This is a genomic window from Streptomyces sp. NPDC005808 (assembly GCF_042871385.1).
Taxonomy (GTDB): Bacteria; Actinomycetota; Actinomycetes; order Streptomycetales; family Streptomycetaceae; genus Streptomyces.
The window spans coordinates 37,576-55,016 of record NZ_JBIAIK010000028.1 but is presented as its reverse complement, the minus strand read 5'-3'; the positions used below and the strand labels follow the sequence as shown (position 1 = coordinate 55,016).

The 17,441-nt window shown below is 71.5% G+C and carries 14 protein-coding genes; 4 read left to right on the top strand and 10 right to left on the bottom strand.

The genetic code is table 11. The annotated features are described in order from the left end of the window. Nucleotides 1-205 precede the first annotated feature (205 nt). Both lipA and lipB read right to left on the bottom strand, forming a co-directional pair. A complete protein-coding gene (lipA, locus tag ACFYPC_RS36175; protein ID WP_391891583.1) occupies nt 206-1,171 on the bottom strand; it encodes a lipoyl synthase in 966 nt (321 codons plus the stop codon). 122 nt (nt 1,172-1,293) lie between these two features. Continuing rightward, complete coding sequence (lipB, locus tag ACFYPC_RS36170; RefSeq protein WP_391891582.1) at nt 1,294-2,091, bottom strand: lipoyl(octanoyl) transferase LipB; 798 nt, start codon at nt 2,089-2,091, stop codon at nt 1,294-1,296. 308 nt (nt 2,092-2,399) lie between these two features. Here lipB and ACFYPC_RS36165 point away from each other — a divergent pair, with 308 nt between their 5' ends. Beyond that, nucleotides 2,400-3,839 (top strand): regulator, encoded by a 1,440-nt coding sequence (locus tag ACFYPC_RS36165; RefSeq protein ID WP_391891581.1) that lies wholly within the window; start codon nt 2,400-2,402, stop codon nt 3,837-3,839. A gap of 3 nt (nt 3,840-3,842) precedes the next feature. On the opposite strand, the gene ACFYPC_RS36160 is transcribed toward ACFYPC_RS36165, so the two are convergent. Together ACFYPC_RS36160 and ACFYPC_RS36155 are read right to left on the bottom strand one after the other, a co-directional pair. Further along, nucleotides 3,843-5,219: an NAD(P)/FAD-dependent oxidoreductase gene (locus ACFYPC_RS36160; RefSeq protein WP_391891580.1), complete on the bottom strand. Its 1,377-nt coding sequence runs from the start codon at nt 5,217-5,219 to the stop codon at nt 3,843-3,845. A 303-nt stretch (nt 5,220-5,522) separates the two neighbouring features. After that, nucleotides 5,523-6,212, bottom strand: coding sequence for a peptidoglycan recognition protein (locus tag ACFYPC_RS36155; protein WP_391891588.1), 690 nt, complete (start codon nt 6,210-6,212; stop codon nt 5,523-5,525). 337 nt (nt 6,213-6,549) lie between these two features. Here ACFYPC_RS36155 and ACFYPC_RS36150 point away from each other — a divergent pair, with 337 nt between their 5' ends. Next, nucleotides 6,550-7,734, top strand: a complete 1,185-nt coding sequence (locus ACFYPC_RS36150) for a MarP family serine protease (RefSeq protein ID WP_391891579.1) — start codon at nt 6,550-6,552, stop codon at nt 7,732-7,734. Nucleotides 7,735-7,768: 34 nt separating this feature from the next. On the opposite strand, the gene ACFYPC_RS36145 is transcribed toward ACFYPC_RS36150, so the two are convergent. Then, entirely contained in the window at nt 7,769-8,266 is a 498-nt protein-coding gene (locus ACFYPC_RS36145) for a GNAT family N-acetyltransferase (RefSeq protein ID WP_391891587.1), read from the bottom strand. Nucleotides 8,267-8,328: 62 nt separating this feature from the next. Between ACFYPC_RS36145 and ACFYPC_RS36140 the strand changes: the two genes are divergently transcribed. Together ACFYPC_RS36140 and ACFYPC_RS36135 are read left to right on the top strand one after the other, a co-directional pair. Then, nucleotides 8,329-9,246, top strand: a complete 918-nt coding sequence (locus ACFYPC_RS36140) for a TIGR01777 family oxidoreductase (RefSeq protein WP_391891578.1) — start codon at nt 8,329-8,331, stop codon at nt 9,244-9,246. Nucleotides 9,247-9,400: 154 nt separating this feature from the next. Next, a complete protein-coding gene (locus tag ACFYPC_RS36135) occupies nt 9,401-9,649 on the top strand; it encodes a hypothetical protein (protein WP_391891577.1) in 249 nt (82 codons plus the stop codon). 3 nt (nt 9,650-9,652) lie between these two features. On the opposite strand, the gene ACFYPC_RS36130 is transcribed toward ACFYPC_RS36135, so the two are convergent. The 5 genes from ACFYPC_RS36130 to sucB form a co-directional block, all read right to left on the bottom strand. After that, nucleotides 9,653-10,171 carry a DUF4240 domain-containing protein gene (locus ACFYPC_RS36130; protein WP_391891586.1) on the bottom strand — a complete coding sequence of 173 codons (519 nt, stop codon included), beginning with the start codon at nt 10,169-10,171 and terminating at the stop codon, nt 9,653-9,655. Between the two features lie 134 nt (nt 10,172-10,305). Beyond that, entirely contained in the window at nt 10,306-11,277 is a 972-nt protein-coding gene (locus ACFYPC_RS36125) for a helix-turn-helix transcriptional regulator (RefSeq protein ID WP_391891576.1), read from the bottom strand. A 141-nt stretch (nt 11,278-11,418) separates the two neighbouring features. Beyond that, nucleotides 11,419-14,130, bottom strand: a complete 2,712-nt coding sequence (gene aceE / locus ACFYPC_RS36120; RefSeq protein ID WP_391891575.1) for a pyruvate dehydrogenase (acetyl-transferring), homodimeric type — start codon at nt 14,128-14,130, stop codon at nt 11,419-11,421. A 294-nt stretch (nt 14,131-14,424) separates the two neighbouring features. Next, on the bottom strand, nt 14,425-15,048 hold the full coding sequence (locus ACFYPC_RS36115; protein ID WP_384385000.1) for a GntR family transcriptional regulator: 624 nt from the start codon (nt 15,046-15,048) through the stop codon (nt 14,425-14,427). 572 nt (nt 15,049-15,620) lie between these two features. Next, the gene (gene sucB, locus ACFYPC_RS36110) at nt 15,621-17,426 is read right to left on the bottom strand and encodes a 2-oxoglutarate dehydrogenase, E2 component, dihydrolipoamide succinyltransferase (RefSeq protein WP_391891574.1); all 1,806 of its coding nucleotides are present in this window, start codon (nt 17,424-17,426) and stop codon (nt 15,621-15,623) included. Nucleotides 17,427-17,441 lie beyond the last annotated feature (15 nt).

The window sequence follows — 17,441 nt, the reverse complement described above, 5'->3', positions numbered from 1 at the left end:
GCCGGGCGCCTCCCCCCTGCGGGGGGTAGGGCTGCGGCGGTGCCAAACGCCCCTTTGTGGAGTGGTTGTGGGTTGTGCGCCTATTCACACGGGAGCGGTGGCACTGAGTGCCACCGCTCCCGTGTGAATCGCAACTACGCCATCCGCGGCCGCTTAGGCCGTACGGGGGGTCCGCAGCCGTCGGCGTCTTTCCTCGTACGTCGGCTCAGACCGCCTGCGAGGCGACGTAAGCGCCCCGCTTCTCGATGGCCATCCGGTACAGCCGGCCGGCCCGGTAGGAGGAACGGACCAGCGGGCCCGACATGACACCGGAGAAGCCGATCTGCTCGGCCTCCTCCTTCAGCTCCACGAACTCGTGCGGCTTGACCCAGCGCTCGACAGGGTGGTGGCGCACCGAGGGGCGCAGGTACTGCGTGATCGTGACCAGCTCGCAGCCCGCCTCGTGCAGCTGGCGGAGCGCCTCGCTGACCTCTTCGCGGGTCTCACCCATGCCGAGGATCAGGTTCGACTTGGTGACCAGGCCGTAGTCGCGGGCCTCCGTGATGACCTTCAGCGAGCGCTCGTAGCGGAAGCCGGGGCGGATGCGCTTGAAGATCCGGGGGACCGTCTCGACGTTGTGCGCGAAGACCTCGGGGCGCGAGGAGAAGACCTCGGCGAGCTGGGCGGGCTCGGCGTTGAAGTCGGGAGCGAGCAGCTCGACCTTGGTGCGGCCGGCTTCGCGGTCCGACGTCTGGGCGTGGATCTGGCGGACCGTCTCGGCGTAGAGCCAGGCTCCGCCGTCCTCCAGGTCGTCGCGGGCGACGCCGGTGATCGTGGCGTAGTTCAGGTCCATCGTGACGACCGACTCACCCACGCGGCGGGGCTCGTCGCGGTCCAGCGCCTCGGGCTTGCCCGTGTCGATCTGGCAGAAGTCGCAGCGGCGGGTGCACTGGTCTCCGCCGATGAGGAAGGTGGCCTCGCGGTCTTCCCAGCACTCGTAGATGTTGGGGCAGCCCGCCTCCTGGCAGACCGTGTGCAGACCCTCGCTCTTCACCAGGGCCTGCATCTTCGTGTACTCAGGGCCCATTTTCGCCCGGGTCTTGATCCACTCGGGCTTGCGCTCGATGGGGGTCTGGGCGTTGCGGACCTCCAGGCGCAGCATTTTGCGTCCGTCGGGTGCGACTGCGGACACATCGGCTCCCTGTTTGTTGCTGGGCGTAGTCTTCGATTCTTCGGCGTACACCAGGGTACGCCCGTTCGTTTTCGGTCTGTGAGACGGGCAACCCTGGGGAACAGGGGCCCATTCCCGCCGGGCTATGCCGACGCCCGCTCGATCTCCCGGGGCAGCAGCTCCGCGTTCTCCAGTACGTCCTTCAGGTGCCGCTCGGCCACCGGGAGAACCTCGCCGATGGTGACGTCGCGGCCCAGTTCGGCCGCGAGCGAGGCCACTCCCGCGTCGCGGATCCCGCACGGGATGATCCGGTCGAACCACACGTTGTCCGGGTTCACGTTCAGCGCGAAGCCGTGCATCGTGACGCCCTTGGCGACGCGGATGCCGATCGCCGCGATCTTGCGGTCCTCGCGGCGCTGGCCGGCGTTGGAGGGTGCGTACTCCGGGCCGTCGAGCCGGGGGTCGAACTCCTCGTCGGTCAGGCGCGGGTCGAAGTCGAGGGAGAGCCCGCCGAGGGCCGGGCGCTGCTCGACCGGGTCGCCGAGGACCCAGACGCCACTGCGGCCTTCGATGCGGCTGGTCTCCAGGCCGAATTCCGCACACGTACGGATAAGAGCCTCTTCCAGACGCCGTACGTGTGCTACGACGTCCACCGGGCGGGGGAGTTTCTGGATCGGGTAGCCCACCAGCTGGCCAGGACCGTGCCAGGTGATCTTGCCGCCACGGTCCACGTCGATGACCGGCGTGCCGTCGAGCGGCCGCTCGTTGTCCGCCGTGCGCCGGCCGGCCGTGTAGACGGGCGGGTGCTCCAGAAGCAGACAGGTGTCGGGGACCTCGTCCAGGAAACGGGCGGCATGCACACGGCGCTGCTCGTCCCACGCCTCCTGGTACTCGACCGCCTCCGCACCGAATCCCATCCGGACGAACCGCAACTCACTCACGGCAGGAGCCTCCCTCAAAGCTTCGTCAGGCACGCGAAGTACGCCGGGTGCACACGCGAACAACGCGGGGTACCTGTGCCAGGCATGTAACGCGCCCCCGCCACTGTACGTCCGGCCGATGCCCGTCAGCCCAGCGGTCAATTCTCACACGATCGGATGAATACGGGTTGAATTGTGCGACCACCTGCTTACGCTCCGCTACATTCGCGCCGTTCAAGAGGCCAAAAGGGCTGCTCACAGGCAATCCGGGCCACCTCGGCGACCTCAAGGCCGCTCAGGAGCCCGAAAGGCAGGAGACCGCACCGCAGATGACGGAACGACCCGCGCAGCGCACTCCCAACCGCCAGCTCGCCGCGCTCATTGCAGAAGCGGGGTTCTCCAACGCAGGTCTCGCCCGTCGCGTGGACCAGCTCGGCCTCGAACACGGCCTGGACCTGAGATACGACAAGACATCGGTCACCCGGTGGCTGCGCGGACAGCAGCCGAGAGGGACCACGCCCGCGCTCATCGCCGAGGTGTTCACCCGCCGCCTGGGCCGCCGGCTCGGCGCGCAGGATCTGGGGCTCGACGCCTGCGCCCCCGTCTACGCGGGCCTGGAGTTCGCCGGGTCCCCCGAAGAGGCCGTCGACATCGTCAGCGGCCTGTGGCGCAAGGACTCCGGCAGTCACGCGGAGCTGCGCAAGATCGCCTTCACCCCGGCGGGACTCGTCGTCCCCAGCCGGGACTGGCTCATCGGGAAGGCGGACGACAGGGTGAGCCGCGGTGACCCGGGCCCCGCTCGCGTCCCCGCGCAGGGCCGCCCGGCCGTGCCCCGGCAGCGCGGCCAGACCGAGCGCGGCCCCGGCCAGAAGGTCACCGGCGGCGACATCGCCGCACTGCGCTCGGTGGGCGAACTGTTCCGCACCCTCGACCACGCCTACGGCGGCGGCCACGCGCGCCAGGCACTGGTGCGCTACCTGGAACACGAGGCCGAGCCGATGCTGCGCGGCGCGTACGGCGAGCAGACCGGGCGCCGCCTGTTCGCCGCCACCGCCGATCTCACCCGGCTCGCCGGCTGGACCTCGTACGACATCGCCGCGCACGGACTCGCCCAGCGCTACTTCGTCCAGGCGCTGCGCCTCTCGCAGGCGGCCGGTGACCGGGCATACGGCTCGTACGTGCTGGTGACGATGAGCAGGCAGGCGGTCTATCTGGGGCACGGGCGGGAGGCCGTACAGCTCGCGCGGGTGGCCCAGCAGGGCGTCGGGTCGGCGGTGCCGCCCCTGGTGCAGGCGATCCTGCACTCCGTCGAGGCGCGCGGGTACGGCGTGCTGGGGGAGGTACGGCCGTGCACGGCGGCCCTGGTACGGGCCGAGCGGGCCCTGGAGACGGCTCGCTCCGGCGACGAAGTCCCCTACTGGGCACGGTTCTTCGACGAGGCCCAGCTCGCCGACGAGTTCGGCCACTGCCACCGGGACCTGCAGCAGTACCGGGCCGCCGCGCAGCACGCCGAGCGCTCGCTCCAGTTGCGGGCGCCCGGCTATGCGCGCAGCCGGCTGTTCTGCCGGGTGGTGCTCGCCTCGGCGCGGCTCGGGCTCGGGGAGCTCGACCAGGCCTGCAAGCTGGGGGCCGAGGCGGCCGGGCAGGCGATGGAGATGCGGTCGGTCCGGGCCATCGAGTACGTACGGGACTTCGAGCGGCGGCTCGAACCGTACCGGGACGCGGCCCCGGTACGCGGGTACCGGGACCGGGTGGCGGCGCTGGGCTGAGGCTCAGGCCGCCTCCGCCTCCGCCTCCACGGGCTCTTCCTGTGCGGCCGGGCGGGCGCCCAGGTCCATGAGCACGGCGTGGGCCGCCCGGCGGGCCGAGTGGAGCGCGCCCTGCACCGTGCTGGTGTCGCGGTGGTCCCCGCAGACGTACAGCCCCGCGAGGAGCCGTACCGGGCGGCGCAGGTCGTGCGGCGGGGGCATCGCGGGGACCGCCTCGGGGTCGTGGTGGACCGCGAGCAGCTCCCAGCGCGCGGTCGATGTCCCGTAGAGGCGGGCCAGTTGCGCGCGGACCGCCGCGTCCAGGTACGCGGGGGCCGGCGGAGTGCCGAGGACGGTCGAGGAGATGAGGGCCCGTCCGGCCGGGGCGCGCGTCGCGTCCACCTCGCTGATGACCGCCGTGTGCGCCACCGGGCCGCTCCTGTCCGCGTCCAGCAGCAGGGCCGGTTCCGTGAGCGGGGGTTCGTCGGTGGCGTGGTGCACAACCGTCACCTGATGGAAGTCCGGCACGTGCAACCCGGGCAGCAGTTCGGCGGCGGCGCGCGCCCCCGTCGCCAACAGGACGGCCCGGCAGGTGAGTTCACCGTGGTCCCGGGTCGTCACGCTGGTGGTGGAGACCGTGCCCACCTGGACGCCCGTGTGCACCGTGCCGGGCGGTAGGGAGGCCGCGAGAAGTTCCGGGAGCGTGTCCGCGCCGCCCTCCGGCAGACACAGGCGGCCCGTCGCGAAGGAGTGCAGCGCCAGATCGGCGCAGCGGCTGGAGGTCCGCAGCTCCGGGTCACAGAGCAGCGCGGCGAGCAGCGGACGCAGGAAACCGTCGACCGTGCGGGGCGGGAGGCCCCGCGCGGCCAGCGCCTGGGTGGCGGGAAGATCCGGGCGGGCGAGGAGACGGGCCGACGGGGTGGCCGCGAGGCGCCCGAGCGCGGTGGTGAGACGGGTCTGGTCCAGGGGCCCGCCGAGAGGCCCGGGGCGGTGTGTTCCGCTCTGGGGGCGCGGTCGGGGGAGGCGGGGGGCGCTCGCGAGGGCGCGTGCGGCGGTGAGTGCGCCCCTCGCGCTCCGAGGAGCGGCGGGAGGGCTCGCGCGGTGGTGCCGGCCGTCGCTGTGGAGCAGGACGCCCGGGGAGAACGGGCGCAGGGCCAGGGTGTTCAGACCCGGCGTGCGGAGCAGTTCCGGGTACGCGGTGGAGAGGAGCCGGCCCGCCCGGTCGAGCCGGAAGCCGTCGACTTTCTCCGTGGACATGCGGCCCCCCACGTTCCGGGCCGACTCCAGGACGGTGGCCGTCAGGCCCGCCCTGGTCAGATGCTGGGCGGCTGCGAGGCCGGCGACCCCGGCCCCCACGATGACGACGTCCACGTCCTGCACCGGGCGAACGGGCTCTGGCACGTGCTCCTCCTCGAGGTTGCGCGGCGGCCTTGCCGGACGGGGACGTCATGCCCCCAACGGGCGTCTGGAATACCCGAGTTGGGATCGAGGTTAGGCGCGCACGACCGACAGAGGGAAGCCGTGCGGGGGCCGTGCACGGGGGCATGGGGGTGGCACCTTCAGCCCGTCCGGCGTTTGAGGACGAGCGCGTTCAGCGCGATAGGGGGGCTGGGGGCGGAGCACCCAGGAGCTAGGGACGGGCAGGGGCGGAGGGGGTGAAAACCCCCACTGCGGCCCCACCCCCGCGTCGGCCCCACCCCCGGGTCACCGCCCCTGAAGGCGGGCCGCCAGCTCCCGTATCTCCGGAAGCCGGGAAGTCAGCGCGGCCCCCGGGCAACTGGTCATGAAACCGTCGTTGTGCCCGGCAAGCGTGGGCAGTACCGCCGCCGTCCCGGCCGCGTACCGCGCGAGATCGTTGCTGGACACGAGCCGTACCGTCGCCCGCGGATCGACGTCCGACAGCCCGAGCTTCCACGCGGCGAGCGCGGAGATCGCATCGGTCATGGCCCGCGGCACCGGCGTACCCGCCGTGAACGTACCGATCGCCGCGACCCCGGTCGTGCGGTGGTTGAAGCCCTGCGCGTGCGCCCCGGTGACAGGCCGGTCGACACCCCCCGCCCGGCCCTCGTAGATCGTCCCGCAGCGGTCGACGAGGAAGTTGTAGCCGATGTCGTCCCACTGCCGGGCGCCGGTCTGGCCGGCGTACAGGTAGCGGATGATGCGGGGCGCGTCCGCGCAGGCGTACCCGTTCGGCGAGTCGGTGTGGTGGACGAAGACGGCGACGACCCGGTCGTCATAGCGGGCCGGAGGCTGTTCGTGCGCGCTCTCGGCGTCCAGCCACCGTGACCGCGGCACGATGGGCGGCCTTGCCGCGGGATGGGCAACGACGTGCCGGGCCGCGACCGGCTTGCGCGCGGGACCGTCTCCCGTACGGCCCACCCAGACGGCGTACATCACGAGCAGCAGGACGGCGACCAGTCCGGGCACGCAGACCAGCAGGACGACGGCCGTCCGCGGAAGCGGTACACCCCGTGCGGGGAGCAGGCGGCGCACCGCACGCCACGCCCGCTCCCCGCCCCGTATTCGGGCCCCCCGCGTCTTCCGGAAGACACGCATGCACTCACCCTGACCCGGATCCACCCACCCCGCGATGTGTGTTGTGCCACCCGGTGGATCCGAAGTGGAACCATTGGCCCGGTGCGGGACGTTTTTAGGGGTCCAGGCACGCGCGCGTGTCTGATCACTGGGCCCGCGTCTCACGTATCAGGGGGCCCGAGAGAAAGGCGGCGCCGTGGACGTGCTCGACCTCCTGCTGTTGCTGGTGATCCTGGCCTACGCGGCGTCCGGCTACCGTCGCGGGCTGCTCGCCGGCTGTGTCTCGCTGGCCGGTTTCGTGGGCGGCGCGGTCATCGGCGTATGGGTGCTGCCCTGGATGATGGACCTGGTGACACCGGGGACAGCCGGGGCGACCGTGACTGCCGTGCTGACGGTCCTCGTGCCCGCCGTGGTGGGGCATGAGCTGATGGGACGGCTGGGGCTGAAGCTGCGCCGCGAGCTGGACCGCGGACCGCTGCGGGTGGCCGACGGGATCGGCGGGGCCGCGGCCAACACGGTGGCCGTGCTGCTGGTGGCGTGGGTGGCGGCGAGCGTCCTGGGCGCCTCCTCGTCCACCGTCGTCACCCAGTCGATCCGCAACTCCGCACTGCTGGGCGCCGTACAGAACACGATGCCGGAGACCACGCCGACCTGGTTCTCGCGTGCGACCTCGGCGCTCACCGAGGCGGGCTTCCCGCAGGTCTTCAACCCGTTCGAGAACGAGCCGGCGGCGGGCGTCGCCAAGCCCTCCGGGGACAGCGTCACGGCGACCGCGACGAACGCCGCCAAGTTGAGCACGGTGAAGGTCGAGGGCGTCTCCGGCAACCAGGGCCGCGAGGGCAGCGGCTTCGTGTACACGTCCGAGCACGTGATGACCAACGCCCATGTGGTGGCGGGCATCGACGAGCCGACCGTGCGGGTGGGCGGCGTGAGCCGTGCGTACGAGGCGACGGTGGTGCTCTTCGACCCGCAGAAGGACGTAGCGGTCCTGTACGTCCCGGGCCTCCAGGCGCCGGTACTGCCCTTCGACGACACCGCTGAGCGCGGTGACTCGGCGGTCGTGGCCGGCTACCCGCAGGACGGCGGTCTCGACCTCCAGGCGGCCACGGTCGCGAGCCGGATCGACGCGACCGGCCAGAACATCTACAACACGGGCACCGTCACCCGCGAGATCTACTCGATCCGCTCCACCGTCCGCCCCGGCAACTCCGGCGGCCCCCTCCTCACCACCGACGGCAAGGTGTACGGAGTCGTCTTCGCCCGCTCCACGTCCGACGCGGAGACGGGTTACGTCCTCACGGCGGACGAGGTCTCCGCCGACGCCCGACAGGCGGCGAACGCCACGGCGCCGGTGGACACGGGAGACCTCATCTCCTCCTGAGGCCTGCCGCGTCCACCGGCGCGGGCGCGGTGGGTCAGAGAGAGCGCCCCATGAGTACGTCGTCGACGTACCCGCCGTCGAGCAGGAACTCCTCCGGAAGGATCCCCTCCACCACGAACCCCTCGGACTCGTAGAGCTTCCGTGCCGGGGTGTTGTGCCCGAGGACGCGCAGCGTGAGGCGCCGGGCCCCCTGCCGCCGGGCCTCCTCCCGCACCGCGCCCAGCAGCGCCCGCCCGACCCCCGCGCCGCGCGCCGCGTCCGAGACGACGAGTCCCTGGATCTGGCGGACATGGGCGTTGCAGGGAAGGGGAGTGGGGAACCCCAGCTTGATGTAGCCGACGACGGCGCCGTCGAGCTCGGCGACGAGATGATCCCGCGGGCCGAACCGCTCGCTGTAGAAGGGTTCGTACGGCGGACGCGGGCGCGGCGTCACGGCGTGCAGCGTGGACCAGGCTGCGCGGTCGAGGCGGCCGAGGGCGTCCTCGTCGTCGTAGGTGGCGAAACGTATATGTGGAGCCGGCATGAGGATCACTGTACGGCGGCCGCACGGGACCACGTCCGGTCATTTTCCGGCCGGAGCGGCAGGATGGACCCATGAGCGAATCACCCCTTGCCCCCGGTTCCCGCGTGGCGATCGCCGGTGCGTCCGGTCTGATCGGTTCGGCGCTGACGCGCTCCCTGACCTCGGACGGACACGAGGTGATCCGCCTTGTCCGCCGCCCGCCCGGCGGGAAGGACGAGGTCCGGTGGGACCCCGAGAACCAACGGATCGACACCGCGCGGCTGGAGGGGTGCGCGGCGGTGGTCAATCTCGCGGGGGCCGGGGTCGCTTCGCGGTACTGGACGGCGGCGTACAAGGAGACGATCCGACGCAGCCGGGTGCTCGGCACGAGGACGCTGGCCGACGCGGTCGCCTCGCTCGACTCGCCGCCGCGGGTCTTCGTCAACGGCAGCGCGATCGGGTTCTACGGGGACACCGGTGATCGGGCGGTGGACGAGGCGGCGCCGGCCGGGGACGGTTTCCTTTCCGCCGTCTGCGTGGAGTGGGAAGGGGCGACGGCTGCGGCGCAGGCGGCGGGCGTCCGTACGGTCTTCGCCCGTACGGGGCTGGTGGTGTCCCGCGAGGGCGGGGCCTGGGGGAAGCTTCTGCCGCTCTTCAAGGCGGGGCTCGGGGGGCGGCTGGGGTCCGGCGGTCAGTACTGGAGCTTTGTCTCGCTGCACGACGAGGTGGCCGCGATCCGGCACCTGATCGACACCGAGTCGTTGTCGGGCCCGTTCAATCTGACGGCTCCGGAGCCTCTCACCAACCGTGAGATCACCGAGGCGATGGGGCGCGTTCTCCACCGGCCGACGTTCTTCGCGGTGCCGGGGCCTCTCCTCACGCTCGCCCTGGGCGAGATGTCCAACGAGGTACTCGGGAGCAGCCGGGTGCTTCCCACCCGGCTGCTCGAATCGGGCTTCAGCTTTGCGTTTCCGACGATCGAGGGGGCGCTGCGGGGGGCGCTGCGCTGAGGGGTTTATGCGCGCCCCCGGGTGGGTGGGTCGGTGTGTGAACCGCCATAGGCGGCGCCGGAGTTCGGAGCCACAGGCGTGTCGCAGGTGGTTCACAGACTCCCCAGAGCCGGTCCTCCTACCGTTGGCGTACGCACTGACCGGAGGTGGGATCATGAGCAGTGGCACTGGCGGTCGTCGGGAGCGGGAGATCCCGGAGAAGGGGGCCGACTGGGCCCGCGGCGCGCGGGGCTCGTGGACGGTGTTCTGTGTGGTGGCGACGGTTGTTCTGGGGCCGGCCGCGGTCACGGCGTCCGCTCTCGAGGAGGCCAACGCGGCTCCGATGTACCACCCGGTGAAGGTCGAGCAGACGCAGGCGTACATCCCGTCCGACCCGGGCCGCCGAAAGACCCTGGCGACCTGAGGTTCAGCCCTTGAACCGCTCCCACAGCCTGGGATAGCGCTCCGCGAGTGCCGACTCGTTCTCGAAGTCGACCGGTGTGCCCTCCGGCTCGGGAGGCGCGGGCGGAATGCCGAGGTCCGGCGCGACGACGCCGGTGAGCTGTTCGTATGCCTCGTCCGCCGCGTAGCCCAGTTCCTCGCCGTCCCCGTCGATCTCGTCGTCGAAGTCCTCCACGAGCTCGGCGAGGGAGTCCGGGTCGTGCACCGCGCCCTCGAAGACGTCCCGGCCCTGGCCGATCAGCCAGCACCGGAAGAAGTCGAAGGCGTCGTCGCTGGCGCCGTCGAGCAGCACCCAGGCGGCGCCCCACAGATCCCAGCGGTAGGCGCGGTTGTAGCGGTACTCGAAGTGCCGGGCGAAGTCCAGGACCGAGTCCGGGTCCAACTGGATGAGCCGTTCGACGAGCAGGTCTGCCTGCTCGTCGGGGTCGCCCTCGGCGCCCTCACGGGTCGCGTCCACCAGCTCCCAGAACTCCGTCTCGTCCATCACGGGTCAAGCATCGGCCCTGGAAGGGAGGGACGCACGTGGAGTGCCGCAGATTGTTATGCGTGCACATGCCGAAGGTAAAACCGCCGGGTTCGTGCGGATTTCCAGGGCACGTCGGTGCCTGGACCGGGCGGTCACTCGTAAAGCGAGGCCATACGGGCCGCGTCCCCCGCGAAACGATCACGCAGCGCCGCCGGGGAAAGTATCTCCACCTCCGCCCCCAGCCCCAGGAGCTGGGTATGGGCGACCTCCTCGGACTCGACAGCGAGGGTGAGAGTCACCCAGCCGCCGATGTCGGGCAGGCCGCCGACGGACAGCGCATCCCGTGCGGCCGCGGGATCGACGACGTACGGAAGTCTCCGCACCCCCGTCGGCGACACCCTGACCACGACCTCCGCACGCAGGATGGACCGGGCGAACTCCTCGGCCCGCTCCTCCCAGAATCCGGGCAGGTCGAATCCCTCGTCCCGGCCGAAGCGGTCCGCGCGGCCGTCCACCGCCGTGAACCGGTCGATCCGGTACACCCGGAAGGTCTCCGCCTCCGGGACCCGCGCACACAGGTACCAGACGCCCGCCTTCAGCACGAGCCCGTACGGCTCCAGCGCCCGCTCCACCTCGGCCGCCCCGCGCCGGTAGCGCGCGATGATCCGCCGGTCGTCCCACACCGCGTCCGCGACCGCGGGGAGCAGTTCGGGTGCCTTGGGCTCGCTGAACCAGGCGGGCGCGTCCAGGTGGAACCGCTGAGCGGCCGTCCGTGAGGCATCCCGCAAGGAGGGAAGCAGCGCCGCGGACACCTTCAGCCGGGCCGCCGAAGCCGCGTCCTCAAGGCCCATCTCGCGCAGCGCCCCCGGCACCCCGCTCAGGAACAGCGCCTCCGCCTCGCCGCGCGCCAGGCCGGTCAGCCGGGTCCGGTAGCCCCCGACCAGCCGGTACCCGCCGGTCCTGCCGCGGTCCGCGTACACCGGGACCCCCGCCTCGGCCAGTGCCTGCGCGTCCCGCGTGACCGTCCGCTCGGAAACCTCCAGCTCCCGCGCCAGCTCGGCGGCCGTCATCGACGGCCGTGACTGGAGCAGCAGCACCATCTTGATCAGGCGGGCAGCGCGCATACGTCCATGATGCCGGGCCCCACCGACAGCGAAGGGGCCGAGTGGACGGGCCCACCGACAGCGAAGGGGCCGGGTGAACGGCCCCACCGACAGCGAAGGGGCACGGCAACCGCCGTACCCCTTCGCTTCAAGACGCCGGAATCACAGGCCGTACCGCTCCCGCGCTTCCTTCACCGCCGTGGCCTTGACCTCGCCGCGTCGTGCGAGCTGCGCCAGCGCCGCGACGACGATCGACTCCGCGTCGACGCCGAAGTGGCGGCGGGCGGCGTCACGGGTGTCGGACAGACCGAAGCCGTCGGCACCGAGCGAGGAGTAGTCCTGCTCGACCCACTGGGCGATCTGGTCCGGCACCTGGCGCATGTAGTCGGAGACCGCGAGGACCGGTCCCTCGGCGCCGTTCAGCGCCTGGCGGACGAACGGCATGCGCTCCTCGCCGCGCAGCAGCGCCGCGTCGGCGTCCAGGGCGTCACGCCGCAGCTCGGTCCAGGAGGTCGCGGACCACACGTCGGCGGCCACGCCCCACTCCTCGGCGAGCAGCTTCTGCGCCGCGAGCGTCCAGTGGATCGCCGTACCGGAGCCGATGAGCTGGATGCGGGCGGCGTTGGCGGCGGGGGACAGCCCCGCCGACTCGGCCGTGTTGAAGCGGTACAGGCCCTTGACGATGCCCTCGTCGATGCCGAGTCCGGCCGGTTTGGCGGGCTGCGGGATCGGCTCGTTGTAGACCGTCAGGTAGTAGAAGACGTTCGGGTCCTCGCCGGGCGCCGCCTCGCCGTACATTCGGCGCAGACCGTCCTTGACGATCGCCGCGACCTCGTACGCGAACGCCGGGTCGTACGACATCGCCGCCGGGTTGGTCGCCGCGATGACGGGGGAGTGGCCGTCGGCGTGCTGCAGGCCCTCGCCGGTCAGCGTGGTGCGGCCGGCCGTGGCGCCGACCAGGAAGCCGCGGCCGAGCTGGTCGCCGAGCTGCCACATCTGGTCGGCCGTGCGCTGCCAGCCGAACATCGAGTAGAAGATGTAGAAGGGGATCATCGCTTCGCCGTGCGTCGAGTACGACGTCGACGCGGCGATGAAGTCCGCCATGGAACCGGCCTCGGTGATCCCCTCGTTGAGGATCTGGCCGTCCTTGGCCTCCTTGTAGTACATCAGCTGGTCGCGGTCGACCGGCTCGTACGTCTGGCCCTTGGGCGAGTAGATCCCGAGGGACGGGAAGAGCGACTCCATACCGAAGGTACGCGCCTCGTCGGGGACGATCGGCACCCAGCGCTTGCCGGTCTGCTTGTCGCGGACCAGGTCCTTCACGAGACGGACGAACGCCATCGTCGTGGCCACGTTCTGCGAGCCGGAGCCCTTGTCGAAGGACGTGAACGTCTTGTCGGCGGGGGCGGGCAGCGGGGCGAGCGGATGCGTACGGCGGGTCGGGGCCGGGCCGCCGAGGGCAGCGCGGCGCTCCTGGAGGTACCGGACCTCGGGAGCGTCGGCGCCCGGGTGGCCGTAGGGAACGACACCGTCGACGAACTGGCTGTCGGAGATGGGCAGTTCGAGCAGGTCACGCATCTGCTTGAACTCGTCCACCGTCAGCTTCTTCATCTGGTGGTTGGCGTTCTTCGACGCGAAGCCCTCGCCGAGCGTGTGGCCCTTGACCGTCTGGGCCAGGATGACCGTCGGCGCGCCCTTGTGCTCGACCGCCGCCTTGTAGGCCGCGTACACCTTGCGCGCCTCGTGACCACCGCGCGAGAGGTGGAAACACTCCAGGATCTTGTCGTCGCTCAGCAGCTTCGCCATCTCGACGAGCGCCGGGTCCTTGCCGAAGAAGTCCTGGCGGATGTAGGCGGCGTCACGGGTCTGGTACGTCTGCACCTGGGCGTCCGGTACCTCGCGCAGCCTGCGGACGAGCGCGCCGGTGGTGTCGAGCTGGATCAGCTCGTCCCAGGCGGTGCCCCACAGCGTCTTGACGACGTTCCAGCCGGCACCGCGGAACTGGGCCTCCAGCTCCTGCACGATCTTGAAGTTGGCGCGGACCGGTCCGTCGAGGCGCTGCAGGTTGCAGTTGATGACGAAGGTCAGGTTGTCCAGACCCTCGCGGGAGGCCAGTGCGAGTGCGGCCGTCGACTCGGGCTCGTCCATCTCGCCGTCACCGAGGAACGCCCACACGTGGGACGCGGACACGTCCTTGATGTTGCGGTTGGTGAGGTAGCGGTTGAAGCGTGCCTGGTAGATCGCGGAGAGCGGGCCGAGGCCCATCGACACCGTCGGGAACTCCCACAGCCAGGGGAGGCGGCGCGGGTGCGGGTACGAGGGCAGTCCCTCGCCCCCTGACTCCCGGCGGAAGTGGTCGAGGTGGTGCTCGGTCAGCCGGCCGTCGAGGAAGGCGCGGGCGTAGATGCCGGGGGAGGCGTGGCCCTGGATGTAGAGCTGGTCGCCGGAGCCCGGGGAATCCTGGGATTCCTTGCCCTTGAAGAAGTGGTTGAAGCCCGTCTCGTAGAGCCAGGCCGCGGAGGCGAAGGTGGCGATGTGGCCGCCGACGCCGTACTTGCTGCCCCGGGTCACCATCGCGGCCGCGTTCCAGCGGTTCCACGCGGTGATCCGGTCCTCCATCGCCTGGTCGCCGTCCACGACGGGCTCGGCGGCGGTGGGGATGGTGTTGACGTAGTCGGTCTCAAGCAGCTTGGGCAGCGCGAGGCCGTTGCCCTCGGCGCGCTCCAGTGTGCGGCGCATCAGATACGCGGCACGGTGCGGCCCGGCCGCCTTGGTGACGGCGTCCAGGGAGGCCTGCCATTCGGCGGTCTCCTCGGGGTCGCGGTCCGGGAGCTGGTCGAGCTCGCTCGGCTGGATTGCGGTGGGGTCGGTCATTGCGCCGCCTTCCGGATGCGGAGGGGGGTTCCCTCGTCGGTAAGGGGTTTTCGGGTGCCCTTGATGTCTTTGGCAGGACAGGGCGGCGGGCTCTGGTGGGAGCCCGGGGTGACTCTAACTCCCTGATCGATGATCGATCAAAGGGTTCCAGGCAAAACCTCTCCACATCGAGAAAGTCGGCACGGGGTGCCTTTGAGTCAGGCACGGGGTGCCTTGTAATTGCCAGGTTTTCCCAGGTGAGCGCGGGTGCGCTCCGCTGTGCAAGGTGCCTCGTGTGCGGGTGCGTGACCTGCTTCAGGCGCGCGGCGCGCAGCCCAGCACATGCGCCTTCACGAGGTCGGCGATCAGCGGGTCCCGGCGGCGGAAGGCGTCCACGAGGGCCTCGTGCTCCTCCGCGTACGACTGCTGTACGGTCCCCAGCCAGCGGATGGACAGGGCCGTGAACACCTCGATGCCCAGGCCCTCCCAGGTGTGCAGGAGGACCGAGTTCCCGGCGGCCCGGACCAGCTCCCGGTGGAAGGCGACGGTGTGCCGGACCTGGCCGGTACCGTCGGCCAGTCGGTCGGCCTCGTAGAGTGCTGTGACGTGCGGTTCCAGGGCCGAGCAGTCCTGGGCGAGCCGCTCGGCCGCCAGCTCCGCCGCGATGGCCTCCAGACCGGCCCGTACGGGATAGCTCTCCTCCAGGTCGGCGGCGGTCAGGTTCCTCACCCGGACGCCCTTGTTGGGCGCCGACTCGATCAGCCGCAGCGACTCCAGCTCGCGCAGCGCCTCCCGCACCGGCGTCTGGCTGACCTCCAGCTCGGTCGCGATCCGCCGCTCCACGATCCGCTCGCCCGGCTTCCAGCGCCCGCTGACGATCCCCTCCACGATGTGCTCGCGGATCTGTTCGCGCAGCGAGTGGATGACGGGCGCGGTCATGAGAGCTCCTTTGCAGGGGGCGTGCCGGCCCCTGTGGGCGTTTGACCTTTAGACAATAAGGCCGCGCCCCTGCCGAGGAGAGGCGCACGGGGGCGCTTTCACGCAGGTGAGACGAGACTTACACGCTGTCAGAGCGGCCGCACATGTAAAGACCGGTACCGGGTGTGGTGCGGAGGCGTCACGTCCTTGTCGCCCCGTGAACGCGCGAGGCCCGCACGGCGTGGGGGTCGGCACGGGGGTTGCTGCCAGGGGCACCCCCGGGCACAGCAGGGGGATGACCATGCACGAGCCCGGGCTTCGACGGGCGAGCTCAGCTCGTGGGACCGCCTCGACGCCACGTACGACGTCCTCAAGGCGTACCGGACGCAGCGGCTGACGCGGGCGGCGAAGCTGTCGATCCCGAACGTGTGGGGGGAGACGCTGTGGGGCTGGTCGGACAAGACGCTCAAGCCGCGCTAGGTGTTCCGCCCCGGGAGGTTGTCGACGGTGACAGGGCGCACGGGGCAGGCCCTGGCAACGTGCGATGCCCCCGCCCGGAGTTCCGGACGGGGGCATCGCACCAAGCGGTGGGGTTACAGGCCGAGCTCGACCTCGAACTCGCCCGCCTCCAGGATCGCCTTGACCGCGGTCAGGTAACGGGCCGCGTCGGCGCCGTCCACCAGACGGTGGTCGTAGGAGAGCGTCAGGTACGTCATGTCGCGGACGCCGATGACCGTGCCCTCTTCCGTCTCGATGACGGCCGGACGCTTGACGGTGGCACCGATGCCCAGGATCGCGACCTGGTTCGGCGGCACGATGATCGTGTCGAAGAGCGCGCCGCGCGAGCCGGTGTTGGAGATGGTGAAGGTCGCGCCGGACAGCTCGTCCGGAGTGATCTTGTTGGCCCGGACCTTGCCCGCGAGCTCGGCGGTGGCCTTGGCGATACCGGAGATGTTCAGGTCGCCCGCGTGCTTGATGACCGGGGTCATCAGGCCCTTCTCGGAGTCCACCGCGATACCGACGTTCTCGGTGTCGAAGTAGGTGATCGTGCCCTCTTCGACGTTGATCCGGGCGTTGACGGCCGGGTGGGCCTTCAACGCCTGGGCCGCCGCCTTGACGTAGAACGGCATCGGGGAGAGCTTGACGCCCTCGCGGGCCGCGAAGGAGTCCTTCGCCTTTCCACGGAGCCTCATCAGACGGGTGACGTCGACCTCGACGACCGAGGACAGCTGGGCCTGCTCGTGCAGGGCCTTCACCATGTTGTCGCCGATGACCTTGCGGATGCGGGGCATCTTGACGGTCTGGCCGCGGAGGGGAGAAACCTCCAGGGTCGGCGCCTTCTTGGCGGAAGCGGCGGCCGGGGCAGCGGCGGCCGGAGCCGGAGCGGCGGCGGCCTTCTTCGCGGCCTCGGCGGCGGCGATGACGTCCTGCTTGCGGATACGGCCGCCGACGCCGGTGCCCTTGACTGCGGCCAGGTCGACGCCGTTCTCGGCGGCGAGCTTGCGCACCAGCGGGGTCACGTAAGCGCCGTCGTCACCGGAGGTCGCGGCGGGTGCCGGGGCCGGGGTGACGGGGGCGGGCGCGGCCTTCGCGACCGGCGCGGGCGCCGGGGCGGCGGGCTGGACCGGAGCCGGAGCGGCAGCGGCCGGTGCTGCCGGAGCAGCGGGGGCCGGAGCCGGGGCGGCGGGAGCGGCAGGCGCGGCCGGAGCCGGCGCGGGAGCCGCGGGGGCGGCCGGGGCAGCGGCGGCCGGAGCGGCCGGAGCCGCCGGGGCAGCCGCGGCCGGAGCCGAGCCGGGAGCGCCGACGACGGCCAGCTTGGCGCCGACCTCGGCGGTCTCGTCCTCGCCGACCACGATCTCAAGCAGCACGCCGGCGACCGGCGACGGGATCTCGGTGTCGACCTTGTCCGTGGAGACCTCGAGCAGCGGCTCGTCCTCCGCGACCTCCTCGCCGACCTCCTTCAGCCAGCGGGTGACGGTGCCCTCGGTGACCGACTCACCCAGTGCGGGCAGTACGACGTCGGTACCGGAGGCGCCACCCGCCGGAGCGGCGGGGGCCGGAGCCGGAGCGGCCGGAGCCGCGGGGGCCTCGGCGACGGGGGCCGGAGCGGCCGCGGGAGCGGGCTCCGCGGCCGGAGCCGGGGCGGCGGCGGGCGCACCCGTGCCGTCGTCGATGACGGCCAGCTCGGCGCCGACCTCCACCGTCTCGTCCTCGGCGACCTTGATGGAGGCGAGCACACCGGCGACGGGCGAGGGGATCTCGGTGTCGACCTTGTCGGTCGACACCTCCAGCAGCGGCTCGTCGGCCTCGACGCGCTCGCCCTCGGCCTTCAGCCAGCGGGTGACAGTGCCCTCGGTGACGCTCTCACCGAGCGCCGGAAGGGTTACGGAAACCGCCATGGTTTCGGTTGCTCC

Bases quoted from the DNA above. Each gene is read 5' to 3' on its own strand.
- ACFYPC_RS36130 (WP_391891586.1), bottom strand. From the start codon at position 10,171: ATGGACGAGACGGAGTTCTGGGAGCTGGTGGACGCGACCCGTGAGGGC.
- ACFYPC_RS36135 (WP_391891577.1), top strand. From the start codon at position 9,401: ATGAGCAGTGGCACTGGCGGTCGTCGGGAGCGGGAGATCCCGGAGAAG.
- ACFYPC_RS36140 (WP_391891578.1), top strand. From the start codon at position 8,329: ATGAGCGAATCACCCCTTGCCCCCGGTTCCCGCGTGGCGATCGCCGGT.
- ACFYPC_RS36165 (WP_391891581.1), top strand. From the start codon at position 2,400: ATGACGGAACGACCCGCGCAGCGCACTCCCAACCGCCAGCTCGCCGCG.
- ACFYPC_RS36155 (WP_391891588.1), bottom strand. From the start codon at position 6,212: ATGTACGCCGTCTGGGTGGGCCGTACGGGAGACGGTCCCGCGCGCAAG.
- sucB (WP_391891574.1), bottom strand. From the start codon at position 17,426: ATGGCGGTTTCCGTAACCCTTCCGGCGCTCGGTGAGAGCGTCACCGAG.
- aceE (WP_391891575.1), bottom strand. From the start codon at position 14,130: ATGACCGACCCCACCGCAATCCAGCCGAGCGAGCTCGACCAGCTCCCG.
- ACFYPC_RS36115 (WP_384385000.1), bottom strand. From the start codon at position 15,048: ATGACCGCGCCCGTCATCCACTCGCTGCGCGAACAGATCCGCGAGCAC.
- ACFYPC_RS36125 (WP_391891576.1), bottom strand. From the start codon at position 11,277: ATGCGCGCTGCCCGCCTGATCAAGATGGTGCTGCTGCTCCAGTCACGG.